Annotated in this window: 22 protein-coding genes; 4 read left to right on the top strand and 18 right to left on the bottom strand. The window is 62.2% G+C overall.

Annotated elements, in window-relative coordinates; genetic code table 11:
• Positions 1-219: 219 nt before the first annotated feature.
• The 9 genes from KGA89_RS21125 to KGA89_RS21085 all read right to left on the bottom strand — a co-directional run bounded on the left by KGA89_RS21125 (position 220) and on the right by KGA89_RS21085 (position 9820).
• Positions 220-1344 carry a sensor domain-containing diguanylate cyclase gene (locus KGA89_RS21125; protein ID WP_223472450.1) on the bottom strand — a complete coding sequence of 375 codons (1125 nt, stop codon included), beginning with the start codon at positions 1342-1344 and terminating at the stop codon, positions 220-222.
• 322 nt (positions 1345-1666) lie between these two features.
• The gene (locus KGA89_RS21120; RefSeq protein ID WP_003196186.1) at positions 1667-2041 is read right to left on the bottom strand and encodes a lysozyme inhibitor LprI family protein; all 375 of its coding nucleotides are present in this window, start codon (positions 2039-2041) and stop codon (positions 1667-1669) included.
• A 239-nt stretch (positions 2042-2280) separates the two neighbouring features.
• Positions 2281-2850 (bottom strand): HD domain-containing protein, encoded by a 570-nt coding sequence (locus KGA89_RS21115; protein ID WP_028237744.1) that lies wholly within the window; start codon positions 2848-2850, stop codon positions 2281-2283.
• The gene (locus KGA89_RS21110; RefSeq protein ID WP_223472449.1) at positions 2847-4004 is read right to left on the bottom strand and encodes a TIGR03364 family FAD-dependent oxidoreductase; all 1158 of its coding nucleotides are present in this window, start codon (positions 4002-4004) and stop codon (positions 2847-2849) included. Before KGA89_RS21110 ends, KGA89_RS21115 begins: the two co-directional genes overlap by 4 nt.
• A 150-nt stretch (positions 4005-4154) precedes the next feature.
• The gene (locus tag KGA89_RS21105) at positions 4155-5174 is read right to left on the bottom strand and encodes a putative 2-aminoethylphosphonate ABC transporter substrate-binding protein (RefSeq protein WP_223472448.1); all 1020 of its coding nucleotides are present in this window, start codon (positions 5172-5174) and stop codon (positions 4155-4157) included.
• A gap of 44 nt (positions 5175-5218) precedes the next feature.
• Positions 5219-6046 (bottom strand): phosphonoacetaldehyde hydrolase, encoded by an 828-nt coding sequence (phnX, locus tag KGA89_RS21100; protein WP_223472447.1) that lies wholly within the window; start codon positions 6044-6046, stop codon positions 5219-5221.
• A gap of 17 nt (positions 6047-6063) precedes the next feature.
• Complete coding sequence (locus tag KGA89_RS21095; protein ID WP_223472446.1) at positions 6064-7773, bottom strand: putative 2-aminoethylphosphonate ABC transporter permease subunit; 1710 nt, start codon at positions 7771-7773, stop codon at positions 6064-6066.
• On the bottom strand, positions 7773-8813 hold the full coding sequence (locus KGA89_RS21090) for a putative 2-aminoethylphosphonate ABC transporter ATP-binding protein (protein WP_039013339.1): 1041 nt from the start codon (positions 8811-8813) through the stop codon (positions 7773-7775). The genes KGA89_RS21095 and KGA89_RS21090 overlap by 1 nt, the downstream gene beginning before the upstream one ends.
• 140 nt (positions 8814-8953) lie before the next feature.
• Positions 8954-9820: a LysR family transcriptional regulator gene (locus tag KGA89_RS21085; RefSeq protein WP_013691946.1), complete on the bottom strand. Its 867-nt coding sequence runs from the start codon at positions 9818-9820 to the stop codon at positions 8954-8956.
• 528 nt (positions 9821-10348) lie between these two features.
• Here KGA89_RS21085 and KGA89_RS21080 point away from each other — a divergent pair.
• Entirely contained in the window at positions 10349-10708 is a 360-nt protein-coding gene (locus KGA89_RS21080; protein WP_223472445.1) for a DUF6124 family protein, read from the top strand.
• Between the two features lie 102 nt (positions 10709-10810).
• Here the strand turns inward: KGA89_RS21080 and KGA89_RS21075 are convergent, their stop codons facing one another.
• The 3 genes from KGA89_RS21075 to KGA89_RS21065 form a co-directional block, all read right to left on the bottom strand.
• A complete protein-coding gene (locus tag KGA89_RS21075; protein WP_027912883.1) occupies positions 10811-11584 on the bottom strand; it encodes a MetQ/NlpA family ABC transporter substrate-binding protein in 774 nt (257 codons plus the stop codon).
• A gap of 79 nt (positions 11585-11663) precedes the next feature.
• Positions 11664-12338 (bottom strand): methionine ABC transporter permease, encoded by a 675-nt coding sequence (locus KGA89_RS21070; RefSeq protein ID WP_003196204.1) that lies wholly within the window; start codon positions 12336-12338, stop codon positions 11664-11666.
• Complete coding sequence (locus KGA89_RS21065) at positions 12338-13345, bottom strand: methionine ABC transporter ATP-binding protein (RefSeq protein ID WP_013691947.1); 1008 nt, start codon at positions 13343-13345, stop codon at positions 12338-12340. The genes KGA89_RS21070 and KGA89_RS21065 overlap by 1 nt, the downstream gene beginning before the upstream one ends.
• 197 nt (positions 13346-13542) lie before the next feature.
• On the opposite strand from KGA89_RS21065, the gene katE reads away from it, so the two are divergent.
• Entirely contained in the window at positions 13543-15747 is a 2205-nt protein-coding gene (katE, locus tag KGA89_RS21060; protein WP_223472444.1) for a catalase HPII, read from the top strand.
• Between the two features lie 106 nt (positions 15748-15853).
• On the opposite strand, the gene KGA89_RS21055 is transcribed toward katE, so the two are convergent.
• Genes KGA89_RS21055 through zur form a run of 4 tightly spaced genes read right to left on the bottom strand, consistent with a single transcriptional unit; the run spans position 15854 to position 18650 of the window.
• Positions 15854-16567, bottom strand: a complete 714-nt coding sequence (locus tag KGA89_RS21055; RefSeq protein ID WP_003196211.1) for a PA5502 family lipoprotein — start codon at positions 16565-16567, stop codon at positions 15854-15856.
• Positions 16568-16604: 37 nt separating this feature from the next.
• A complete protein-coding gene (gene znuB / locus KGA89_RS21050) occupies positions 16605-17393 on the bottom strand; it encodes a zinc ABC transporter permease subunit ZnuB (RefSeq protein ID WP_003196213.1) in 789 nt (262 codons plus the stop codon).
• Positions 17386-18168: a zinc ABC transporter ATP-binding protein ZnuC gene (gene znuC / locus KGA89_RS21045; protein WP_003196215.1), complete on the bottom strand. Its 783-nt coding sequence runs from the start codon at positions 18166-18168 to the stop codon at positions 17386-17388. Before znuC ends, znuB begins: the two co-directional genes overlap by 8 nt.
• Entirely contained in the window at positions 18168-18650 is a 483-nt protein-coding gene (zur, locus tag KGA89_RS21040; protein WP_003196217.1) for a zinc uptake transcriptional repressor Zur, read from the bottom strand. Before zur ends, znuC begins: the two co-directional genes overlap by 1 nt.
• 66 nt (positions 18651-18716) lie before the next feature.
• Between zur and znuA the strand changes: the two genes are divergently transcribed.
• On the top strand, positions 18717-19646 hold the full coding sequence (gene znuA / locus KGA89_RS21035; RefSeq protein ID WP_041931094.1) for a zinc ABC transporter substrate-binding protein ZnuA: 930 nt from the start codon (positions 18717-18719) through the stop codon (positions 19644-19646).
• 138 nt (positions 19647-19784) lie between these two features.
• On the opposite strand, the gene KGA89_RS21030 is transcribed toward znuA, so the two are convergent.
• Together KGA89_RS21030 and KGA89_RS21025 are read right to left on the bottom strand one after the other, a co-directional pair.
• The gene (locus KGA89_RS21030) at positions 19785-20735 is read right to left on the bottom strand and encodes a homoserine kinase (RefSeq protein ID WP_003196221.1); all 951 of its coding nucleotides are present in this window, start codon (positions 20733-20735) and stop codon (positions 19785-19787) included.
• Positions 20736-20794: 59 nt separating this feature from the next.
• Positions 20795-21082 (bottom strand): DUF2782 domain-containing protein, encoded by a 288-nt coding sequence (locus KGA89_RS21025; protein WP_013691951.1) that lies wholly within the window; start codon positions 21080-21082, stop codon positions 20795-20797.
• A 74-nt stretch (positions 21083-21156) separates the two neighbouring features.
• On the opposite strand from KGA89_RS21025, the gene polA reads away from it, so the two are divergent.
• Complete coding sequence (gene polA, locus KGA89_RS21020; RefSeq protein WP_003196225.1) at positions 21157-23925, top strand: DNA polymerase I; 2769 nt, start codon at positions 21157-21159, stop codon at positions 23923-23925.
• Positions 23926-24338: the final 413 nt, after the last annotated feature.

Below are 24338 nucleotides of genomic sequence, written 5' to 3'. Positions count from 1 at the left end.
GGAATTCATAAGCAGAATGTTGGGTTTCGATCGTCCCCACGCTCTGCGTGGGAACGCCGCCAGGGACGCTCCGCGTTCCGCTTTTGGAAAGTGACGCAGAGCGTCACGGGATGCATACCCACGCAGAGCGAGGGCACGATCAAACGCGAGATCAGGGAAAAGTAAAAAAACCGCCGAATTGGCGTTTTTTTGATTTTGCTCTGGGCAAAGCCACCCCTACTAAGCAACAGCCACTCGATTACGCCCCAACGCCTTCGCTCGATACAGAGCCTTATCCGCATCATTCATCAAGCTATGAAGATCCTTATTACAGGCCTCCGTCGATGCGACGCCAAGGCTGGCGGTTATGCAGTGAACAGGCTCGATCATCAAACCCGCAATCGTATCGATGAGCTGTTCTGCAATCCGGGTGGCGACCTCAATAGACGTGTCCGGAAGCAGAATGGCGAACTCTTCCCCACCGAGCCGGCCGTGGATATCCGTCGCCCGAAACGACGAACTGATCACCACCCCCATCTCACGCAAAACCTGATCTCCGACCTGATGGCCGTAGGTGTCGTTGATGTGCTTGAAGTGATCCATGTCCAACATGACCGCGCACAACCCCAACCGGTTGGCCTTACATTCGTCATAAAGCTGCTGGGCATGCTCGAAAAATGCCCGTCGACTCTTCAGACCGGTCAGTTCATCGGTTTGCGCGGCGCGGGTTGAAATGCTGTTCGCCTGTTCCATTTCACGGGTGAGTCGAAAGGCGATCTCCAGTGCCTGGGACATTTTGTGCGTGGCGCGGGCCGCAAATGCCGTGAATACCAAAATCGAAAGGGCCATGCCGACTTGGATCGGGGACGGTTGAAACAGCAGCCAGATCGTGCATGGCAACAACACCACGCCGATGGAAACCAGTGTCATATCGCGATAGGCCGAGTAGCAGGACACCGCACTGACGGACATCCCGACCGTAAAAAGCATGACCAACGCCTGCGACAACAAATCGTCCGCCGGCATGAGCACAAACGCCCCACCGCCCCAGATGCTGGCTGACAGCACCAGCGTGACCCAGTATTTGCGTTCCCAATGTTGAGGCGTGCGCTGACTTTCGTCGCTGCGGAAATAGGCAACGAACATCGCGATACGCACCAGCGTCGATGCGGTCAGGATGGCCAGCCACCAAAAAATAGCGCTGTGCTCAAAACGATCCCAACACAGCCAGCTCAGCATGATGGCAGCCAGGTAACTACCCAAAACCGCAGAAACGGATTGGCGAAACAGTTGCTGCAATCGGTCAGTTCGAACCTGCTCGGCTATTACAAAATCCTGGCCATTGCGCAATCTTGGGCCATACATTTGAACCACCTGGTTATGACGCAACAAAAAAACGATTGTGGCACCCTGCCACCAATGCAAACAACTGAATTACTGTGAAGATGAGATTTAGCGAAACATCTCGCTGTCCCGCCCGCTGGGATCTTCGCCTCGCTGGCGTAACTCCCCGAGCCTGAAGAGTGTGTGGCCTGCACCAGGCATGAAAAAAGGGGCAAGGGCGAGTTGAGTCGTTGTTGGCGAATCGGGTGTTGAATAGCGTTGAGCCGCGATAGCGGGTGAACCCGCCAAAGAAAAACCCGACGTTTTACGTCGGGTTTTTCAGCGAGGGCAAGTTGTTTACGGCTTACTCGACTTGCGACAGCTTGGCGTCGTCGCAACCGGCGGCACGGCACTCGCGCTCGACAGCTTTGAGGATGACGATACGCGCCTCGGTCTTCTCGTTGGCACAGTCCAGGTAGAGCAGGCCATCGTTGGAACAGGCGCTGTCACGATTTTTGATCCACTGGATTTGAGCGGCTTTCACTTTTTTCTTTTGATCCGGGTTCAGCGCACTCATCGTCTTCTTGTATTGATCATTGATGTCCTGATCCGACTGAACCATTTTCAGCGATGCGCAATAGGTTCTGTCATAGGCGTTTCTAGGGTTATCGCAACTCATCGCAGATGCCGATGCTGATGCCATTGCCAGCAATGTCCCAACCAACAAAGACTTGATCACTTACTTCTCTCCCTGAATGCCCTCTATTGATTAGAGGTCGCGGCGGGGAATTTATCATGCGGGTTGTAGAACAATGAAGCAGATCCTAGGGTTCGTTCGGCCCGAACAGGGGGCAAATGCTGATAGGGGTTCGGGAGCAAGTGATCGCTGAAAGAGACTTCGTCGTTCCCACCGCTCTCGGGCCCCAATTTACGGGCCAAAACCAAGCCCCGTTTATTCCGCTGGTGTGATCCTTTCCATCAAGGTATCGCAGCCTGGTGAACACGTATCGCAAGCTGCTCCAAATCGCTGAGATCGGTTGAAGGTCTCCCGGCGACCTTGGCCGCCTCGTCCCAGCGGCGCAAACGCAGGCTGTCGGCAAACAGCGGGTCGGCCTCGAAAGCTTCGGCCTCAGGGGTCGTCATCGGTCCGCCCTGCCAGTGCAGCGTTTGCCGGCTGGCCTCACTCAACCCTGCCAGATAAGCCGGTTCGCGCCAGCTCAGGTAACGCTTGGCGTCAACATGCCGCGCCACCAGCCCCGCCAGGCGCTGGGAGAAGCCCAACCCCAACAGCCAGTTTGCGCCCACCCGCTCGTGGCCTCGACGGCCCAGGCCGGCCATTGAGTTTTCCGTCGTCAGCGGCGCACAGAAGTGCCCGACATCGTGGCAGAAAGCGGCCAGCACCAACTCCTCGTCTGCCCCTTCGTCACGTGCCAGCTCGGCGGCCTGGACCATGTGTTCGAGCTGGCTGACCGCCTCGCCGATGTAGTCCGCCTGCGCCTGCTGGCGGCACAGGGCAAACAGTTCGGCCACCGCCTGCTCCGCGCTCATGCGACGCACGCCTGCGGCCATTCTTCTTCGCCGAGCAGCGCCGCCAGGCTGCGCTCGCCGAGGCCTAGGCCGACGCTCATGCCCAGGCCGGTGTGCATCAGTACGGCGCTGACACCTGCTCCGGCTTGCACCACGCTGAACGGGCCGGGCCCGCGCGAGCCGTATACGCCCTGCCAGCGTTCCAGCACCTGCAGCTTGCCGCCCAGGGTGTGCTCGGCCAGCGCCAGCATGAGGTCGTCCACGGCCTCGGCATTGAACGGCGAGGCGTCGCTGCCGTAGTCGTGGGAGTCGCCGATGATCAACTCGCCATGGGGCGTCGGGCTGACCAGCAGGTGGATGCCGTGGGTTTCCAGTTCCGGCTGCTCGCGGCGGATCTGCGCGCGAATGGCCTCGGCTTCCGGCAGATCGGCGAAAGCGCCGTAATGCACGCAGCTGAGTCCGGTGAGCACCGCGTGCTGCAGGTCCAGCGGCTGTTGCAGGCGGGCGCGCAGCATCTGCAAGCGACACACCGAAGGCTGGAGTGCGGCCAGCGGCTCGGCCAGCAAGGTCTGATAATCGTGTCCGGAGCAGACCACGATGTGCCTGGCGCTGAAACTTCCGGCGCTGGTCAGGGCGCTACCTGGTTCGACGTCACGCACCAGGGTGGAGAAGTGGAACTGCACGCCCAACCCGCGCAGGTAATCGACGATCTGCGGCAGCGCCTCACGGGAATACAGCTGCTGGTCGTCGAGGCCATGCAGGGCGGCGCGATGGTGGGCGAAACGTCCGCCGTACAGCCCATTCAGGGCGGCGCCGCGCAGTAGCTCGACGCGGTAGCCCTGCTCACGAGCGCGGCCCGCGCAGAAGGCTTCGAGCAAGGCTTCTTCGGCTTCGCTGCGTGCAAACAGCAGTGAGCCCTGGTGCTTGAGCTGCAGGCCTGCGGCCTGGCCCAGTTCGGCCCACAGGCCGCGGGACTGGCGGGCCAGGTCGAGCATCACGCCGGGTGCCTGGCCAGTGACCAGGGCCTGGCCGAAGTTGCGGATGGAGGCGCCGAGCGGCGTGTGGCTGCGCTCGAACACACGTACCTTGAGGCCGCGCTTGGCGCCGGCCCAGGCATGGGCGAGGCCGAGCATGCCGGCACCGACGATCAACAGATCGCAGTCGTGCTGACTCATGGGGAAACTCCTGGAACGAAAAAGGCGGCCGCCAACGCAGCCGGATGAATCAACGTGCAGCACCGATGGGCAGAACCCCTCTGGCAAGGCTGGCGGGCGAGCCGTACAGCAGACCCGCGTCACACCGCCAACAGGATTCTGCCGGCCACGTCACTGGGCGACAGGTTCGGACTTGCCGTCGTAGCGCTTGCGCCATTCGGCGAGGATCTTGTCGCGGTTCTCCGAGGCCCAGGCGAAGTCGTTCTTGATCAGGCGCTGCTCGTAGTCGGCGGGCAGTTCCTGGAAGCGCTCGGCGATGCCCGGCTGGGCCAGCACGGCGAAATTCGCCTTGTACAGGTCCATGGCCTCGCGGCTGGCGGAGAAGTCGGCGAGCTTCTTCGCCGCTTCCAGCTGCTCGGTGCCCTTGATGATGCCGGTGGCCTCGATCTCCCAACCCAGGCCTTCCTTTGGCAGGACGATGTCCAGCGGCGCACCCTTGCGCTTGAGTTGCACAGCCGGGTACTCGAAAGAAATGCCGATGGGAAACTCACCGGCAGCGGCCAGCTTGCACGGCTTGGAGCCGGAGTGGGTGTACTGGCCGATGTTCTGGTGCAGCTTGTCCATGTAGACCCAGCCCTGGGGCTCGCCGAAGGTCTGCAACCAGGCGCTGACGTCGAGGTAGCCGGTGCCGGACGAAGCCGGGTTGGGCATGACGATCTTGCCCTTGTACACCGGGTTGGTCAGGTCTTCCCATTTGGTCGGCTTGGGCAGGCCCTGCTTCTCGGCCTCGATGGTGTTGAAGCAGATGGTCGCAGCCCACACGTCCATGCCGACCCAGGCCGGTGGGTTGGCGGTGTCGCGGTAGTTGGCGCCGATCTTGTCCAGGTTGGCCGGGGCGTAGGCTTCGAGCATGCCTTGTTGCTTGAGCACAGCCAGGCTCGAGCCAGCCAGGCCCCAGACAACGTCTGCCTGCGGACGATCCTTCTCGGCCAGCAGCTTGGCGGTGACAATACCGGTGGAGTCGCGTACCCACTTGATCTCGATATCCGGGTGCAGCTTTTCGAAGGCGCTCTTGTAGGCGGCCAGCTGTTCCACTTCGAGGGCGGTGTACACGGTCAGCTCGGTGTTGGCCTGGGCCTGCATGGCGCAAGCGGCGAGCAGGCCGGCGGCCAGAGCGGTGCGTTTGAACATGAAGAGCTCCTTGGTTGGCATTGCGTGGCGTTGGTTATTCGAATTCAGCTGGCTTGCGGACTCTCGCCCCGGGCCAGGCGAGTGTTGATCGCGTCGATCACCGGCGGCAGTTCGGCGAGGGTGTCGATCAGGTAATGCGGCCGGCTCGGCGCGAACAGCGCGTCGATGCGCGTGCGCTCGGCTTCGCGCTGCGCGGGCGTCAGGGCCTGGTACTGCGCCCAGTCAAGGCCCAGAAAGTTGCCGGAGAAGCGCAGCGCCACGGTCCACATGCCGGCGCTGCGGCCTTCGAGGATGCCCGGCTCGGTGTCGTCGACCTTGACGCAGGCAGCCACGTCGTCGAGGCCGAGGGCGATGACGTTGGCCAGCGCCTGGGCCGGGCTCGGCCGACCCTTGGGCACCTCGTCGGTGGCGACCACATGGTCCGGGCTATAGCCATTGGCGGCGGCCAGCTCGACTACCTTGTCCATCACCTGTTTGGGATAGCCGGAGCAGCTGCCGAGCTTGAGGCCGCGCTCGCGCAGCGCGGCGATACACGCCAGCGCGCCGGGGATCAGCGCCGAGTGCTCGCCGACCTTGGCGATCTGCAAGGGCATGAAGCGCTCATAAATTGCCGTCACATCTTCATCGCTCGGCAGACGGCCGAAGCGACGCTGGTAGCGCTCGGCAATCGCCGGCAGGTTGCACAGGGCGCGGATATGGTCCCATTTGCCCATGCCCATCGGCCCGCGCGCCTCCTCCAGGCTGATCTCGACGTCGAAACTGGCGAAGGCCTCGACGAAGATGCGGGTCGGCGCGAAGGAGCCGAAATCGACCACGGTACCGGCCCAGTCGAGAATGGCGGCGTGCAGGCGGTCGGGGTGTTGGTAGTGCATGGCAGTCTCCAGGGTAATCAATGGCCGGCGGTCGTGCGCCAGGCTTGGGCCCGACGCAGCACACCGCGTGAGGCCCCCGCCAGCAGCAGCGAAACCGCGGCCGAGGTGAGCAGAATCAGGGTGGACATGGCGGCGGCGCCGCCGACGTTGCCGGCGTCGTCCATGTTCAGCACGGCGATGGCGGCGAGCAGGCTGTCCGGGCTGTAGAGGAAGATCACCGCCGACACCGTGGTCATCGCCGAGACGAACAGGTAGCGCAGGATGTCGAGCAACGCCGGCAGGCAAATTGGCAGGGTGACGCGCAAAAAGTGGCGCAGCAGCGGCACCTTCAGCGACAGCGCCGCGGCCTCGAACTCGCCATCGAGCTGGCGCAGCGCGGCGCTGGCAGTCAACTGCGCGGTGGTCAAGAAGTGCGCGATGGTGCACGCCACCAGCAGGGTCAGGCTGCCGTACAGACCGTGCAGCGGATTGCCCGGCAAGTTGAAGAAAAACACGTAGCCCAGGCCCAGCACCAACCCCGGCACCGCCATCGGCACGAAGCTGAGCAGACGCAGGGCCTGGGTCAGCGGGCTCTGCCGGGTCTTCTCCAGCAGGTAGGCGCCGGTGAAGGTCAGCAGGCTGCCGAACACGGCCGTGCAGCCGGCCAGCAGCAGGCTGTTGCGGTACACCTGCCAGCCGCCGGGGAGTTCGGAGAAGGCGTAGTGGTGCAGCGACAGCGACAGGTCGTAGGGCCAGAACTTGACCAACGACGAGTACATCGCCATGCCGAACACACCGAGCAGCGCCGCGCAGATCAGCAGCACCACGGCAAGGAAGGCCAGGTCGCGGCGGCGCGACGGTTGCGGCTGGTAAACCTGGGCGCGACCGCTCATTGCCTCGCGCTGACGCCGGCGTAGCCACAGGTCGACGGCGAAGCTCAACAGCGCCGGCAGCAGCAGGACCATGCCGATCAGCGCGCCGCGGCCGAACTGCTGTTGCCCAACCACTGCTTTGTAGGCCTCCAGCGCCAGCACCTGATAATCGCCGCCGACCACCACCGGCACGCCGAAATCGGTGATGCACAGGGTGAACACCAGGCAGAAGGCGGCGAATACGCCCTGTCGGCTGCCCGGCCAGGTGATGCTGCGAAATGCCCGCCACGGTGAAGCGCCCATGCTCGAGGCGGCGTCGAACAGGCGCGCATCGGCCAGGGCCAGGGCTGAAAGCAGCACCATCAGCGCATGGGGGAAGGTGTAGATGGCTTCGCCGATAACGATGCCCCAGAAGCCATAGATATTGTCCGTGAGCAGGTGCCGGAGCGCGCCCTGGTTGCCAAACAGGTAGATCAGCGCGATGCCCGGCAATATCGACGGTGCCAGCAGCGGCAGCAGGGAAATGCCGCGCCACAGGCCCTTGGCTGGCACGCAGGTACGCTGCAGCGCATAGGCGAAGGCGTAGGCCAGCGGCACGACGATGGCGGCCACGGTCAGTGAGACCGCCAGACTGTTGCCCAGCAGCCAGCGGAAGTTGGCGCTGCCGAACAATTCGGCCGCCGCCGTCAACCCACCGCCCTGCCCGGGCTCGCTGGCAAAGCCGCGCCAAAGCATGGCCAGTAGCGGCAGCAGCACGGCGAGCACCAGCAGCACCAGCAGCAACCACTGGCCACCGTGGACGAATATCCGGTCGGCCAGGTCGGCAGGCAGGCGCCGCGCGCCGGCTTGGGGCTTGCTCAGCAATACCTGTTCCATCAGACGAACACTTGCAGGCTGCGCGGCGGCAGGGCCACCCAGATATGCGGGGCGCCCAGGCGCGGCATGGCGTCCGGCGCCAGCTCGGCAAGCAGGGCATGACCCGGCAGGGCGTCCAGCTCGAAACTCAGGCGGCAGCGATTGCCGAGGAAGGTGATCTCGCGCATCTGTGCGCTGAACAGGTTGTCTTCGTGCACCGGCGGGTTGACCACCACCGCCTCGGGCCGGCAGAACAGGCGACCGCGTTCGGCCGGCCGGACGCCGTGCAGACGCAGGCTAAGCTCGCCAACCCGGGCGTGCTCGCCGTCGCGCTCGTAGGGCAGCCAGTTGCCCTGGCCGACGAACTCGGCGACGAAGGGCGTGGCGGGCGCGCGATAGATCTCCTGGGGCGTGGCGTATTGCTCGACCCGACCGTGGTTGATCACTGCGATACGGTCGGCCATGAGCATGGCCTCGTCCTGGTTGTGGGTGACCATCACGGTGGTGATGCCCAGGCTCTTCTGCAACTGACGCAACTCGCCGCACAGGTGTTCGCGCACGCGAGCGTCGAGGGCCGACATCGGTTCGTCCAGCAGCAGCAGCTTGGGTGCCGGCGCGAGGGCGCGGGCCAGGGCCACACGCTGTTGCTGACCGCCGGAGAGCTGGCCGGGGTATTTCTGCTCGCTGCCCTTGAGGCCGACCAGCTCAAGCATCTCGGCGACCCGTGCACGGAGGCTCTCGCGGCTGTTGCCGGCCAGGCCGTAACCGATATTTTGCGCCACCGTGAGATTGGGAAACAGCGCATAGGATTGGAACAGGATGCCGTAGTCGCGCGCCTGCGGTGGCAGCGTGGAGACATCACGATTGCCGAAGAAAATATTGCCGCCGTCCTGGCGCTCCAGCCCGGCGATGCAGCGCAGCAGGGTGGTCTTGCCGCAGCCCGAGGGGCCGAGCAGGCACACCAGCTCGCCGGCAGAGACGTCCAGCGACACCCCGTCCAGCGCCTGAAAGGCGCCGAAGGCCTTGTGGATATCGCGCAGTTGCAAGCTGACCGTAGCCATGGCGGAACCTCGTCGGTGGAATACGAGGTCCATCCTGGACACAGGGTGCTAAGGCTTTATGGCAGTTAGGCAAAAACTGCCGATAGTGGCATCGGTGGATTTATGTAGTGCTTTCATCCAAAAGGCGGGCGCGAGGCACCTTACGAGGTGCTCCCGGCCTCCCGCGCCAACGCAAGGAAAACTGCCGGCAGGCGCGCGCTGCGGCGCTCCTTCAGGCAGTAGAGGTATTCGGTAATCAGCGGCGCGCCTTCCAGTTCGATCACCCGCAACTCGGTACTGGTCGGCACTTCGTGGCGGGCGATGATGCTGATACCGATATTGCGCAGCACCGCTTCGCGGATCGATTCGCGGCTGCCGATCTCCAGTAACGAGCCGAGCGCCACGCCAGCGTCGCGCAGCAACTGCTCGGTAAGCACGCGAGTGGTCGAACCTTTCTCGCGCATCAGCAGGCAGTGCCCGGCCAGCGCCGCGAGCGGCACGCGCTCCCGCGCGGCCAGCGGGTGACTACGGTGTACGGCCAACACCAGTGGATCGTGGCCCAACAGCAGGCGAGTCAGTCGCGGGTCCTCGACCAACAGCGAGGAAGCGGCAAGGTCGACGCGGTAGTCTTCCAGCGCTTCGATCACCTGCTGCGAGTTGCCGATCTCCAGGGTCACCTCGCATTGCGGCAGTTGCTCGCGAAAGCGCCGCACCAGGTCGAGCATGTAGTAGGGCGCAGTGGCGCCGATGCGCAGGGCACCTTGTACCTGGCCGCAGTTGCGCAAGAAGAACTCAATGTCGGCCTCCTGTTGCAGCAACTGCTGCACCATGGGCAGCAGGCGTACGCCTTCATCGCTCAGGGTCAGACGCCGACCACCCCGGTAGAACAGCTCGACGCCGTACTGCCCTTCGAGGCTGCGGATCTGCGTGGTGACCGTGGGCTGGCTGAGGCCGAGCTTCTTCGCCGCCTGGGTGATGCTGCCCAGGCGGGCGACCATGTGGAAGGATTTCAGCTCGGCGAAGGACATTATGTATACGGCTCTCGGTACGGATCACCCTTGAAGGCGCGTGAGCATACGTTACAGCTTGGAAGTGACAGAACGTCAGTAAAGCATGACGGGCAGATCGACTTGCAGCGTTTTGTGATGCGTTACGACAACGTCAGGTTCCATAGCTAAAACCTGCCCTCTGGCTCCGAATTTCAAGGCAAAACGAAGCTTTGTTTATTCCGCAACAGCCACCCTTCCATCAAGCTACGAATCCTTGCGCCATTGCCTACAACTACGCCAGAATCCGCCCGCTTGTGCGCCTTGTCCCTGGGTTCTATCGTTTCCCTGCCACTGCCCATCAGTGGTCGGGTTTAGTAGCCCGAGGTATTTAGTAAGGTGCAAAGCTCTATCAGTCAGGTATTTCCATGCCTGTATTTGATGGCGGCTGTGCGCAGGGCGCCCTCGGGCGCGCCGGCTTGCTAAGTCCCCGGTCTACTAACCTGCGTACAGCTGCCACCCCTTGTTTAGTAGCTAGAGGGTTGCGGCGTCACCTATAGGACTTAGTACATGTTCAAACCTACACCGAATCCGCCAGAGGCGGACCAAGCTTCCCCGCGAACCAAATCCAAAGCCAAGAAACACGACGAAGCCACCAATCGCGCCTTGGATTACTACCTGCTACCAAAACCGGAAAAGTCCGAAGATACGTCCCAACCGGGTCAGCTCTTCACCGTCGCCAAAAACGCCGACAACGAATCCCTCCTCGCCAACCTCAGCGAAACCCTGGTGGCAGCCGACGCGATGGTCAGCAACCTGGCCTTCGACCTGGAAGGCCCGCGTCGTCACATCCTTCTCGGCATCCAACAATTGATCGAATTGAGTTCATTGCTGGCGAATCGGGTGTTGAATAACGTTGATCCGCGATAGCCCGTGATCTTGCGGGTCTTTCCGTGACGCCACACATTTTCGAGCATAAAAAAAACGGGTCTGCATTCCCACGCAGCCCCGTTTTTTCACCACCTGATCAGATCAGAACGCCGGCAAAACCGCACCTTTGTACTTCTCAAGAATGAAAGCCTTCACTTCCGGCGTATGCAGCGCCGCCACCAGCTTCTTCATCGCCTCGCTGTCCTTATCATCCTCGCGAGCCACCAGGATGTTCACATAAGGCGAGTCGTTACCTTCGATAACCAGCGCATCCTTGGAAGGATCAAGCTTGGCTTCCAACGCGTAGTTGGTATTGATCAACGCCAGATCCACCTGGGTCAGCACCCGTGGAATGGTCGCCGCTTCCAGCTCGCGGAATTTCAGATCCTTCGGATTCTCGGTGATGTCCTTGGTCGTCGACAGGATGTTGTTCGAATCCTTCAACTTGATCACCCCAGCCTTAGCCAGCAGCAACAGCGCACGGCCGCCGTTGGTGGCGTCGTTCGGGATCACCACGTTGCCACCACCTGGCAATTCGGCGAGTGTCTTGTACTTACTGGAATACGCGCCCAGTGGTTCCAGGTGCACACCGGCCACGCTCACCAGGTGCGTGCCCTTGGCCTTATTGAACTCATCCAGGTACGGCTGGTGTTGGAAGAAGTTGGCGTCCAGGCGTTTTTCGGCGACTTGTACGTTCGGCTGGATGTAGTCGGTGAAGACTTTGACCTTGAGGTCCACGCCTTCTTTGGCCAGGGCCGGTTTGACGAATTCGAGGATTTCCGCGTGGGGAACCGGGGTGGCCGCGACGGTCAGGGTGTCGGCGGCGTGGGCGGAAAACGCTGCGGCGGCAGCGAAGGCAACCAGTAGTTTTTTCATTCAGCTAACTCCTTTTGAGGCGCCTGCTCTCGGCGCCTGCCAGCGAATGGCCGGCTCATGGTTTATTGGCCGCGAGGCCTTATTTTCTAGAGAAATGCACAACCAGTTTGTCGCCCACGGTCTGCAGGACCTGCACCAGCACCAGCAGCAATACCACCGTGACTACCATCACATCGGTCTGGAAACGCTGGTAACCGAACCGGATTGCCAGGTCGCCCAAACCACCGGCGCCGACCACACCGGCCATGGCCGTGTAGGACACCAGCGTAATCGCTGTCACCGTAATCGCTGCAAAAATGCCTGGGCGGGCCTCCGGCAGCAAGGCGTTGACGATGATTTGTCGCGTCGTTGCGCCCATGGCCTGGGTCGCTTCGATGATGCCGCGGTCGACTTCGCGCAGGGCGGTTTCCACCAGGCGGGCGAAGAACGGTGTGGCGCCGACTACCAGTGGTGGGATCGCGCCGGCCACGCCCAGGGAGGTGCCGGTGATCAATACCGTGAACGGGATCATCACGATCAACAGGATGATGAACGGCAGCGAACGCAGAATGTTGACGATCAGCGACAGCAGCGCATACACGCCACGGGCTTCGAGCAACTGGCGCGGGCTGCACAGGAACAACAGCACCCCCAGCGGCAGGCCGAGCAGTACGGTGAACAGCAGCGAACCGAACAGCATCAGGAAGGTGTCGCCCGTCGCCAGCCAGATTTCCAGCCAGTCGATGTTGGAGAAGAACGAACTCAACAGTTCCATTAGCGCAGCACCTCCATGTGGACATCGGCCGCGGTGAAGCGGGCAAACGCCGCCTCCATGTCACCGCCGGTGATGGCGAGGGTCAGTTGCCCGTAGGGGGTGTCTTTGATGCGGTCGATACGACCGGCCAGGATGCTGTAGTCCACGCCGGTTTCCCGGGCAATGGTGCCGAGCAATGGCGCGTAGGTCGCTTCGCCCTGGAACGTCAGACGCACGATGCGCCCTGGGACGTGAGCGAAATCGTCGCGCTGTTCGCTTTCGTCGATCTGCTCGTCTTCCTGGACGAAACGCTTGGTTGTCGGGTGCTTGGGGTGCAGGAACACCTGGGCCACCGGGCCTTGCTCGACGATCACGCCGGCGTCCATCACGGCCACTTGATCGCAAACGCGGCGGATCACGTCCATTTCATGGGTGATCAGCACGATGGTCAGCTTCAGCTCGCGGTTGATTTCCGCCAGCAGTTGCAGCACCGAGGCAGTGGTCTGTGGGTCGAGGGCGCTGGTGGCCTCGTCGCACAGCAGGATCTTGGGTTTGGTCGCCAAGGCGCGGGCGATGCCAACGCGCTGCTTCTGGCCGCCGGACAGTTGCGCCGGGTATTTGCGAGCGTGGTCGGACAGGCCCACCCGCGCCAGCAACTCGGCAACGCGCTGGTCGATTGCGCCGCGGGACAATTCGCCCGCCAGCGTCAGTGGCAGCGCCACGTTGTCGGCCACGGTCTTGGACGCCAGCAGGTTGAAGTGCTGGAAGATCATCCCGACTTGCTGGCGGAAGCGGCGCAGGCCGCTGGCGTCCAGGGCGGTGACTTCTTCGCCGTCGACGATGATCTTGCCGCCCGTGGAATCTTCCAGGCGATTGATCAGGCGCAGCAAGGTACTTTTTCCCGCACCGGAATGGCCAATCAGGCCGAAGACCTGACCGTTCTCAATCGTCAGACTGGTCGGATGCAGGGCGGGGATATCCCTACCGGCGACTCGGTAGGTTTTATGGACGTCTTGAAACTCGATCACGTAGCGAACCTTGTGGGGCGCGTTGGAAAAGGGTCAGCGGTTAGCCGGGCGCGCATTTTAGCCTGTCCGTATAGAGGTTCTTAGCATTTATTTGCGATCAGACCTGTCATTTGGCAATAACGCGATCAAAGGCCATAAAAAAGGAACACGGCCAAACGGCGTCGGTCACTCATTAAGCCACTCGAAATGCCGGGGTCATGCACCTGCGGTATCGAACTCAGATTCCTGGCCACGGCGAGGAACGCAAAGAGGAGTCATGCCTGATGAGTACCAAGAAGCCCACGGTCAACAAGAGCCAACTGGCCGGGACCGACACGCTGGATCGCGGCAACACCAACGCCAAGCTCGAGAGCCTGGAACAGTTTCGCTCCGACGCCACCGAACAGGCGTTGCGCACCAACCAGGGCGTGAAGATCGCCGATAACCAGAACACCCTGCGCGCCGGCCCCCGCGGCCCTTCGTTGCTGGAAGACTTCATCATGCGTGAAAAAATCACGCACTTTGACCATGAGCGTATCCCGGAGCGCATCGTCCACGCCCGTGGGACCGGCGCCCATGGTTATTTTCAGAGCTACGATGCGCATTCGGCATTGACCAAGGCCGGTTTCCTACAAGATCCGAGCAAGAAAACCCCGGTGTTCGTGCGTTTTTCCACTGTGCAAGGCCCACGCGGCTCCGGCGACACCGTGCGGGACGTGCGTGGTTTTGCGGTGAAGTTCTTCACCGACGAAGGCAACTTCGATCTGGTGGGCAACAACATGCCGGTGTTTTTCATTCAGGACGCGGTGAAATTTCCGGACTTTGTCCACGCGGTAAAACCCGAGCCCCATAACGAAATTCCTACAGGCGGCTCGGCCCACGACACGTTCTGGGATTTTGTCTCGCTGGTGCCGGAATCGGCTCACATGGTGATCTGGGCGATGTCTGACCGGGCCATTCCAAAAAGCCTACGTGCAATGCAGGGTTTTGGTGTGCACACCTTCCGCATGATCAACGCTGAAGGCAAAAGCAGCTTCGTCAAATTCCACTGGCGCCCTACCGTCGGCACCTGCTCGTTGGTATGGGACGAAGCCCAGAAGCTGGCGGGTAAAGATACGGACTACCACCGTCGCGATCTCTGGGAGTCGATCGAGATGGGCGACTACCCGGAATGGGAGTTCGGCGTGCAGATTGTCGCCGAGGAAGACGAGCACAAGTTTGACTTCGACCTGCTCGACCCGACCAAGATCATCCCTGAAGAACTCGTGCCCATCACCCCCCTGGGCAAGATGGTGCTGAACCGCAACCCGGACAATTTCTTCGCCGAAGTCGAGCAAGTTGCGTTCTGCCCAGGGCACATCGTGCCGGGCATCGACTTTTCCAATGACCCGTTGCTGCAAGGGCGGCTGTTTTCCTACACCGATACGCAGATCAGCCGACTCGGTGGGCCGAATTTTCATGAGCTGCCGATCAACCGGGCGATCACCCCGGTACACAACGGTCAGCGTGATGCGATGCACCGCACCACCATCGACAAGGGCCGTGCGTCCTACGAGCCGAACTCCATCGACGGCGGCTGGCCGAAGGAAACCCCGCCTGGACCGGAAGACGGCGGCTTCGAAAGTTATCCAGAGCGCATCGACGCCTACAAGATCCGCCAACGCAGCGATTCGTTCGGTGATCATTTCTCCCAGGCTCGGTTGTTCTACAAGAGCATGAGCCCTCATGAGCAGGAGCACATCATCGCTGCCTACAGCTTCGAGCTGGGCAAGGTGGAGCGTGAGTTCATCCGGGCGCGGCAGGTCAATGAGATCCTCGCCAATATCGACCTGGAACTGGCCGGGCGAGTGGCGAAAAACCTCGGGTTGCCGGCGCCCACCGCTGGCACCGTCGATGTACCAACGCCATCGCTGGAGCAGTCTCCGGCCTTGAGCCAGGCGAACCTGCTGTCCGGCGACATCAAGACGCGAAAAGTGGCGGTGTTGGTGGCTAACGGTGTCGACGGGGCGATCATCGATGCGCTCAAGAAGGCCCTGAAGGCCGAGGGCGCCCACGCCAAAGTGTTGGGGCCGACCTCCGCGCCGGTAACCACGGCCGATGGGAAAACGCTGGCGGTGGATGCGTCCATGGAAGGCTTGCCGTCGATTGCCTTTGACGCGGTGTTCGTGCCCGGTGGCGCGGAGTCGATCAAGGCCTTGAGTCGCGACGGCGTGGCTTTGCATTACGTGCTGGAGGCCTACAAGCATCTGAAGGCCATTGGGCTTCATAGTGAGGCCCGGCAGTTGTTGGTGGAGTTGAAGCTGGAGGTGGATGCGGGGTTGATCGAAGATGCGGATGCGAACGGTTTTTCGCGGTTTTTCGCGGCGATTGCTCAGCATCGGGTTTGGGCGCGGGAGCCGAAGGCCAAGGCGGTTCCAGCCTAAAGAGATTTGTTGTCTGGTAGGGCGCTATCGCGAGCAAGCTCGCTCCCACATGGGGTGTTGTAATCGACACAAAACCCCTGTGGGAGCGAGCTTGCTCGCGATGCTTTTAGGGCTTACGCGGTGTCAGCACCATCTGCGCCGGCACACTGCGCAAAATCTGCTTCTGCAGCTTCAAATCAAACCCCGGGTCCAGTTTCTTGACCCGTTTGGTCAGCAACGTCGCCAGCCACGGATAATCATCGGTGCGCGGCGCCTGGATGCTGACGTCACACTGATAATTCACCACGTCGGCGGCGATGGCGTCCAGTTGTCGACGCATTTGCTGGATATCGGCGAGGTTGAGCGCAACCGTGGTGCTGGGTGCGCTCGGGTCGATCACTTTGGCGACCGGTTTGGCTTCGGCGGCCTTGAGGTCGGCCTCGGCTTTATCCAGGTCGGCCTTGCGGGCTTCGGCAATGGCGCTGTTGACCTCGCCGGTGAGCGCTGGGGCCTTGGGCATCAAGGCTCGGGCACGGCTCAGGGCGGTGGCAGCGGCGTTGACGTCGCCTTTTTGCAGATCGATCTGGCTGCGGCGCAAATACGCCTCGGCCAGTTGCCGCTGGTAGGGTTCCAGCGAGCGGTCTTCGGGCGATTGGGCTTGCAAGGCGGCCAACTGGTCTTCGGCGGTGGCCAGCTCATTGCTGGCAAGGCTTTGCTCGAGCTGCGCGATGGCCGGGCCCCGCGTATCGGGGGCCTGGGTGACCGGCGGTGTACTCTGGCAGGCGCCCAGCAGCAGGGAAAATGCGACAAGGAGCAGATAACGGGAGGCGAACGGCTTCATTCCTGCGACTCTCTATTTGCGCAAAAAGCGAGCAAGTCTACACCCCTCGACGAGGCAGGACAAAACTCAGCAGAAACAGCGCGGCGGCGCTGACCACGATCGATGGGCCGGCCGGGGTGTCCTTGAACCAGGAAAGTGCCAGGCCGCCACACACCGCGAGCATGCCCAGCAGGCTCGCGCCCAGGGCCATCTGCTCGGGTGAGCGAGCGTGACGCTGTGCCGCAGCCGCCGGAATGATCAGCAATGAAGTGATCAGCAACACCCCGACGATTTTCATCGCCACCGCGATGACCACTGCAATCAGCAGCATCAGCGCCAGGCGCAAGCCCAGCACGGGCAGGCCTTCGACCCGGGCCAGTTCCTCGTGCACGGTGACGGCCAGCAAGGGCCGCCAGAGCGCCACCAGCAACAGCAGCACCGCCGCGCTACCGCCGAGGATCCACGACAGGTCCGTCGGACTGATCGCCAACAGGTCGCCGAACAGATAGGCCATCAGGTCAATCCGCACGTCATGCATGAAGCTTAGTACCACCAGCCCGAGGGATAGGGTGCTCGGCGCCAAAATACCCAGCAGTGTGTCGGACGCCAGCGGCTGGCGGTGTTGCAAGGTCACCAGCACCACTGCCAGCAACAGGCAGCCAACGGTCACCGCCACCGCCGGGCTGACGTCCAGCAGAAATCCCAAGGCCACGCCGAGCAACGCTGCGTGGGACAAGGTGTCGCCGAAATAGGCCATGCGCCGCCAGACCACGAACGAACCCAGGGGGCCGGCTACCAGGGCGAGTGCCAAGCCTGCGAGCAGGGCGTACAACAGAAAATCAGCCATGCTTGCAGCCATCTCCATGAACATGATTGGAAGCAGAAGGGGCGCTGACCACCGAACCATGCAGGTCATGGGCGTGGTCATGGTGATGGTGATAAATCGCCAGGCTTTGTGCGTTTTTTCCGAACAATTCGACGAAGGCCGGATCGCCACTGACCTGCTCGGGATGCCCGGAACAGCAGACATGGCGATTGAGGCAGACCACCTGATCGGTGGTGCTCATCACCAGGTGCAAATCGTGGGAGACCATCAGCACGCCGCAACCGTGGCGGTCGCGCAGGCGCGTGATCAGGCTGTACAGCTCGGCCTGCCCCGCCACATCGACCCCTTGCACCGGCTCGTCGAGCACCAGCAGCTCAGGCTCGCGCAGCAGGGCGCGAGCCAGCAATACGCGCTGCATCTCGCCACCGGAGACACTTTGCACCGGGCTGTCGATCACCTGTTCGGCGCCGACTTCTTTGAGCGCGGCCAAGGCGCGGGTGCGGTCCACGCCAGGCACCAGGCGCAGGAAGCGCAGCACCGACAGTGGCAGCGTCGGGTCTACGTGGAGTTTTTGCGGCATGTAGCCGACCCGCAGCTTCGGCTTGCGCCAGACGCTGCCGCTGTCGGGCTTGAGCAAACCCAGCACGGCGCGCACCAGGGTGGTCTTGCCGGCGCCGTTGGGTCCGATCAAGGTCACGATCTGCCCCGGCTCGACGCTCAGCTGGATGTTGTCCAGCACGCTCTGCCCGGCGAACGTCACGGCCACCTGTTCGAGGCGGATCAACGCATTGCTCATCAGGCCCCCTGGCAGCCGGAGCAGAGACCGACCACTTCGACGGTCTGGGTGTCGACCACGAAACCGACCTCTTTGGCGCTGGCGATGATGGCATCGCTGATGGACTTCTGTTCCAGCTCGATGGCGGCGTGGCATTCGCGGCAGATCAGGAACTGGCCTTGGTGGGCGTGCTCCGGATGGTTGCAACCGACGAAGGCGTTCAGTGACGAAATGCGATGCACCAGGCCGTTTTCCAAGAGGAAATCCAGTGCCCGGTAGACCGTTGGCGGCGCGGCGCGGCGGCCGTCCTGCTCGCTGAGCACCGCGAGGATGTCGTAGGCACCCAGTGGTTTGTGGCTTTGCCAGACCAATTCCAGCACACGCCGACGCAGGGCGGTCAGGCGCACCCCTTGGCGCGCGCAGATGGCGTCGGCCTCGGACAGCGCGCTGTGCACGCAGTGGGAGTGATCGTGAGGGCGACTGGCAAGGGGTGTAATAGGCATGGGCAGCGACGAGTTTAGTGAGAGACGTTATTATGTTACCCGTTCTCGCCTCTACGAGTGGTCATCGTGTCCCGATTTTTTTCGCTCTTTGTCGCTTTTGTCGCAAGTTTTCTACTGATTGGCCCGGCCCAGGCCGACGTCAAGGTGCTCACCAGCATCAAGCCGCTGCAACTGATTGCCGCCGCCGTGCAGGACGGCGTGGCCGTTCCAGAGGTGTTGCTGCCGCCAGGGGCTTCGCCGCATCACTATGCGTTGCGGCCATCGGATGTTCGCAAGGTGCAGTCGGTGGACCTGCTGTATTGGATCGGCCCCGATATGGAGGGCTTTCTGCCGCGCGTGTTGAACGGTCGCACGCAGCCCTCCGTCGCCATCCAGGATTTACCGGGGCTCAAGTTGCGTCATTTCGCCCAGGACAGCGCGTCCCACGAAGATGATGACCATGACGCCGATGAACACGATCACGACCATCGCCCCGGCACGGTGGATGCCCACCTGTGGCTCTCGCCGTTCAATGCGCGGGTGATTGCTGCCAAGATGGCGGCTGACCTGAGCGCGGCGGATCCGGCCAACGCGGCCCGCTATCAGAGCAACCTCAAGGGCTTCAACCAGCGCCTCGATGCCTTGGACACACGCCTCAAGGCGCGTCTGGCCGGGGTCGCGGGCAAGCCGTATTTCGTCTTCCACGAGGCGTTCGACTATTTCGAAGACAACTACGGCCTCAAGCACGCCGGGGTGTTCGCCGTGGCCGCCGAAGTCCAGCCCGGTGCCCAGCATGTGGCGGCAATGCGCACGCGCTTGCAGGCCGTGGGCAAGACCTGCGTCTTCAGCGAACCGCCCCTGCGCCCGCGCCTGGCCGAAACCCTGGTGGCCGGGTTGCCGGTGAAGCTGGCGGAGCTCGATGCACTGGGCGGCTATACCCCGGCGACGGCGCAGGGGTATGAGCAGTTGTTGGAGAAATTGGGGAATGATCTGGCGGGGTGTCTGGAGTCGTTGTAACCCTGTGGGAGCAAAGCTTGCTCGCGACATAGGCGACTCGATTTCTGAAAGATTTCATCGCCTTCATCGCGGGCAAGCCTTGCTCCCACAGGAACAGTCGCTTACTGCTGTGGGAGCAAGACTTGTTCGCGATGCTGTTTAAAGGGCGAAAGGCAACACCGTGTGAACCGTCTGCCGCTGCGCCAAGCGCTGCTGGAACTCCATCGGATCGTGAATCAACACATCCTGCCCGGCAAAGGATTCAGCGGCGATCAACCGCGACAGCCAGAACCGCACGCACGCCACGCGCAGCATGGTCGGCCACAGTTGCGCCTCAGCGGCGGTAAACGGTCGCAGCGCCGCATAGGCGCCCAGCAGCGCTCGCGCCCTGGGGCCATCGAGCATGCCGTCGTCGTCCGAGCACCAGTCATTCAAGGCAATGGCCACGTCATACAGCATCGGCCCGGAGCAGGCGTTGTAGAAGTCGATCAGCCCGGTCAGGTGCGTGCCTTCGAACATCGCATTGTCGCGGAACAGATCGGCATGGATGTTGGCGCGCGGCAGCGCCAGGATGCCGACCTTCTGCAGGGCGATTTCATCCAGCGCCGCCTCGAGCAGCCGACGTGGCTCGGCGTCGAGGTGCGAGAGCAGCTTGGCGCCCTCCTCCTGCATCCAGTCCAGGCCGCGATCGGTCTTGCGCTTGATCATGTTGTCGCGAGTCGCCAGGTGCAGATGCGCCAGCAACTCGCCGACCTGGGCGCAGTGCTGGGCGTTGGCCTGCTTGATGTGCTTGCCGGCCAGGCGCGGTTGCAGCAGTGCCGGCTTGCCCGCCAGTTCTCGCAGCGCGACGCCGTCGGTGGTGCGCAAGGCGTAGGGCACCGGCAGGTCGGCGTCATGCAACACGTCCAGCAGTTCGATGAAGAACGGCATTTCCTGCACCGGACCGCGCTCGACCAGGGTCAGGACGAATTCGCCCTGCTCCAGGCTGATAAAGAAATTGGTGTTTTCGCTGCCGGCGGCGATCCCCTGGAAATCAAGCAGGCGGCCAAGCCCATAAGGGGCGAGAAAGGTTTCCAGCTCGGGCCGAGCCAGGGGCGTGAACACAGACATGGTTAAAACTGCCAGTACGGGCGCCCTTCAGCGGGCGCCGGTTGAAGTGCAGAGCGGTACTACCACTCAAAGATTTTCCACGAAGGGATCAGCATATCCGGCTGGTCCGAGCGGATGAAGTTTGCATCAGTGCCATCGGCGCGTACCAGGAAATAAGGCTTGCCGTGCTTGGGCGTGACCTTGATCGCGTACAAAAATCCGTTTTGCCGATACTCCTGAATGGTTTTATCTCCTTCGGTCCGGATGGTGACGTCCGGGTCCGCCGAGGGGGCGTCATCCGCCGCCATGACGGCCAACGGGGTGATTGCAAACAAGCCAGCCAGTAACAGGCGATTTAGTGTACGCATGATAACCTTGTCCCTTTGTCGTCAACGGTCCCGCTATTCTAGCCCCGGACCCGCCGAAAAGGTTGATCCTGCTCATGAGCCAAGCCCCCCTCGTCCTGGTGGACGGTTCTTCTTATCTGTACCGCGCCTTTCACGCGCTGCCACCGCTGACCACGTCCAAAGGCCTGCCGACCGGTGCGGTCAAGGGCGTACTGAACATGCTCAAGAGCCTGCGCAAGCAGTATCCAGACAGTCCGTTCGCCGTGGTCTTCGACGCCAAGGGTGGGACTTTTCGCGATGCGCTGTACGCCGAATACAAGGCCAACCGCCCGAGCATGCCCGACGACATGCGCGTGCAGATCGAGCCGTTGCATGCCAGCGTCAAGGCCCTGGGCTTCCCGCTGCTATGCGTGGACAACGTCGAAGCCGATGACGTGATCGGCACCCTGGCCCGCAGCAGCGCGGCGGCCGACCGTCCGGTGGTGATCTCCACTGGCGACAAGGACATGGCGCAGTTGGTCGACGGGCACATTACCTTGGTCAATACCATGACCGGTAGCGCCCTGGACGTGGCTGGCGTGAAGGAGAAGTTTGGCGTCGCTCCCGAGCAGATCATCGATTACCTGGCGTTGATGGGCGATTCTTCCGACAACATCCCGGGCGTTCCGGGTATCGGACCGAAGACCGCTTCCGGCCTGCTGGTGGGCGTCAATGGCGGCCTGACCGAGCTGTATGCGCAACTGGACATCGTCGCCACCTTGCCGATCCGTGGCGCCAAGACCCTGGCCGCCAAGCTCGAAGAGCACAAGGAAATGGCGTTGCTTTCCTACGAGCTGGCGACCATCAAGACCGACGTACCGCTGGATGTCGGCCTCGACGACCTGCAAATGGGCACGCCCGATCACGAGAAACTCGCCGAGCTGTACACGCTGCTGGAATTCAAGAGCTGGTTCGAAGAGAACCAGCGGGACGCCAAGCGTGCCGGCCAGGAGATCGTCGAAGTTGCCGAAGAACAGCCCGGCGCTGCCGAGGCCAAGTACGAGGTCATCCTCGATCAGGCGCGCTTCGACGCGTGGCTGGCCAAACTGGACAAAGCGCCGCTGTTTGCCTTCGTCACCGAAACCAACGGCGGCGATGCCCAGCATTCGCAACTCGTCGGTTTGTCGTTCGCCGTGGCCCCTTTCGAGGCGGCTTACATCCCGCTGACCCACTCCTACATGGGCGTGCCGGAGCAACTGGACCGCGACACGGTGCTCAAGGCGCTCAAGCCGCTGCTGGAAAACCCGAACAAGCTCAAGGTCGGCCAGCACGCCAAGTTCGAAACCAACATCCTGGCCAACTGCGCCATCGGTGGCGACCAGAACAACGGCATCCTGGTCCAGGGCATCGCCTTCGACACGATGCTTGAATCCTACGTGCTGGACTCCACCGCGACCCGCCACGACATGGACAGCCTGGCGCTCAAGTACCTGGGCCAAAGCAAGACCGATTTCCAGGACATTGCGGGCAAAGGGGTCAAGCAACTGACTTTCGACCAGATCTCCCTGGAACTGGCCGGCCCTTACGCCGCCGAAGACGCCGACGTGACCTTCCGCCTGCATCAGGCTTTGCAGGAAAAGCTGGCCGTCACGCCAAGCCTGGGCACGGTGCTCAACGACATCGAAATGCCGCTGATGCCGGTCCTGGCGCGCATCGAGCGCCAGGGGGCTTTGGTCGATGCCAACCTGCTGGGTGTGCAGAGTGTCGAGTTGGGCGAGAAACTGGTGGCGCTGGAGCGTGAGGCGTTTGCCATCGCCGGCGAGGAATTCAACCTGGGCTCGCCGAAGCAATTGGGTGTGATCCTGTATGAAAAGCTCGGCTTGCCGGTGCTCAGCAAAACCGCCAAGGGCCAGGCGTCCACCGCCGAAGCGGTGCTCGCCGAGCTGGCAGAGCAGGATTACCCGCTGCCCAAGGTGCTGATGCAGTACCGCTCGCTGAGCAAGCTCAAGAGCACCTACACCGATCGCCTGCCGGAGCAGATCAACAGCCGCACGGGCCGCGTCCATACCAATTATCAACAGGCCGTCGCCGCGACCGGGCGCCTGTCGTCCATCGACCCGAACCTGCAGAACATTCCGATCCGCACGTCCGAAGGCCGACGTATCCGCCAGGCGTTCGTTGCGCCGAAAGGCTACAAGCTGCTGGCGGCGGACTACTCGCAGATCGAACTGCGGATCATGGCGCACCTGGCCAAGGACGAAGGCCTGCTTTATGCGTTTCGCCATAACCTGGATGTGCACCGGGCCACCGCTGCCGAGGTGTTCGGCGTTGAGCTGGAAGCCGTCACCCTGGACCAGCGCCGCAGCGCCAAGGCGATCAACTTCGGCTTGATCTACGGCATGAGCGCGTTCGGCCTGGCCAAGCAGATCGGCGTCGATCGCAAGCAGTCCCAGGCTTACATCGACCGCTACTTCGCCCGCTACCCGGGTGTGCTGGCGTACATGGAACGCACCCGCGCCCAGGCGGCCGAGCAAGGTTTTGTCGAAACCATTTTCGGTCGCCGGTTGTACCTGCCGGACATCAACGCGAAAAATCCGGCCCTGCGCAAAGGCGCCGAGCGCACGGCCATCAATGCGCCGATGCAGGGCACGGCGGCTGACATCATCAAGAAAGCCATGGTGGCTGTGGACCGCTGGCTGACAACGTCCGGGCTGGATGCGAAGGTCATCCTGCAGGTACACGACGAACTGGTGCTGGAAGTGCGTGAAGACCTGGTCGACCAGGTACGCGACGAAATCCGCCAGCACATGAGCGCCGCCGCCACGCTGGACGTGCCGCTGCTGGTGGAAGTGGGCGTGGGCAATAACTGGGACGAGGCGCACTGATTCCCTAGCACAGGGAATTGGTGTCGGCTGATAGGGCTGCGGGGAATGGACGATTGTCATCGCGAGCGAGCTCGCTCCCACGCGGGTTTTGTGTCGAGCCGGATATCGAGCTCAACACCCTGTGGGGGCGAGCTTGCTCGCGATGGCGTCAGCCCAGCCAACCCATGCCACACCGAGTCACCGAAAATCCAGGCACGGCTTCATTAGCTCTGAAGATTCCTACAGTTATTTCCAAAAATAATCTGAACTAAACCCGTGAATTGCCACTCAGAGATTTTGAAAGGCTGGTGAAGCCCTTCAATGCTCCTATGTTGTGTTAAGTGTTGGCAGATATCTGGACCCCGCCCTAGCGGTCCGGAACTTGGACCCCGAACTTCCCCCTCCCCATAAGAAGTCCGGGGTTTTTTTTGCCT

Source organism: Pseudomonas sp. A-RE-22 (assembly GCF_019956035.1).
GTDB lineage: Bacteria > Pseudomonadota > Gammaproteobacteria > Pseudomonadales > Pseudomonadaceae > Aquipseudomonas > Aquipseudomonas brassicacearum.
This window is presented reverse-complemented; position numbering and strand designations above follow the sequence as displayed.

What these genes read in the sequence shown, in the direction of transcription:
- phnX (WP_223472447.1), bottom strand. Translation starts at nt 6,046, where the DNA reads ATGCACTACCAACACCCCGACCGCCTGCACGCCGCCATTCTCGACTGG.
- KGA89_RS21030 (WP_003196221.1), bottom strand. Translation starts at nt 20,735, where the DNA reads ATGTCTGTGTTCACGCCCCTGGCTCGGCCCGAGCTGGAAACCTTTCTC.
- znuC (WP_003196215.1), bottom strand. Translation starts at nt 18,168, where the DNA reads ATGAGCAATGCGTTGATCCGCCTCGAACAGGTGGCCGTGACGTTCGCC.
- KGA89_RS21125 (WP_223472450.1), bottom strand. Translation starts at nt 1,344, where the DNA reads ATGTATGGCCCAAGATTGCGCAATGGCCAGGATTTTGTAATAGCCGAG.
- KGA89_RS21080 (WP_223472445.1), top strand. Translation starts at nt 10,349, where the DNA reads ATGTTCAAACCTACACCGAATCCGCCAGAGGCGGACCAAGCTTCCCCG.
- KGA89_RS21070 (WP_003196204.1), bottom strand. Translation starts at nt 12,338, where the DNA reads ATGGAACTGTTGAGTTCGTTCTTCTCCAACATCGACTGGCTGGAAATC.
- znuB (WP_003196213.1), bottom strand. Translation starts at nt 17,393, where the DNA reads ATGGCTGATTTTCTGTTGTACGCCCTGCTCGCAGGCTTGGCACTCGCC.
- KGA89_RS21085 (WP_013691946.1), bottom strand. Translation starts at nt 9,820, where the DNA reads ATGTCCTTCGCCGAGCTGAAATCCTTCCACATGGTCGCCCGCCTGGGC.
- KGA89_RS21115 (WP_028237744.1), bottom strand. Translation starts at nt 2,850, where the DNA reads ATGAGCGCGGAGCAGGCGGTGGCCGAACTGTTTGCCCTGTGCCGCCAG.
- zur (WP_003196217.1), bottom strand. Translation starts at nt 18,650, where the DNA reads ATGCCTATTACACCCCTTGCCAGTCGCCCTCACGATCACTCCCACTGC.
- KGA89_RS21095 (WP_223472446.1), bottom strand. Translation starts at nt 7,773, where the DNA reads ATGGAACAGGTATTGCTGAGCAAGCCCCAAGCCGGCGCGCGGCGCCTG.
- KGA89_RS21090 (WP_039013339.1), bottom strand. Translation starts at nt 8,813, where the DNA reads ATGGCTACGGTCAGCTTGCAACTGCGCGATATCCACAAGGCCTTCGGC.
- KGA89_RS21075 (WP_027912883.1), bottom strand. Translation starts at nt 11,584, where the DNA reads ATGAAAAAACTACTGGTTGCCTTCGCTGCCGCCGCAGCGTTTTCCGCC.
- katE (WP_223472444.1), top strand. Translation starts at nt 13,543, where the DNA reads ATGCACCTGCGGTATCGAACTCAGATTCCTGGCCACGGCGAGGAACGC.
- KGA89_RS21110 (WP_223472449.1), bottom strand. Translation starts at nt 4,004, where the DNA reads ATGAGTCAGCACGACTGCGATCTGTTGATCGTCGGTGCCGGCATGCTC.
- KGA89_RS21105 (WP_223472448.1), bottom strand. Translation starts at nt 5,174, where the DNA reads ATGTTCAAACGCACCGCTCTGGCCGCCGGCCTGCTCGCCGCTTGCGCC.
- polA (WP_003196225.1), top strand. Translation starts at nt 21,157, where the DNA reads ATGAGCCAAGCCCCCCTCGTCCTGGTGGACGGTTCTTCTTATCTGTAC.
- KGA89_RS21055 (WP_003196211.1), bottom strand. Translation starts at nt 16,567, where the DNA reads ATGAAGCCGTTCGCCTCCCGTTATCTGCTCCTTGTCGCATTTTCCCTG.
- KGA89_RS21025 (WP_013691951.1), bottom strand. Translation starts at nt 21,082, where the DNA reads ATGCGTACACTAAATCGCCTGTTACTGGCTGGCTTGTTTGCAATCACC.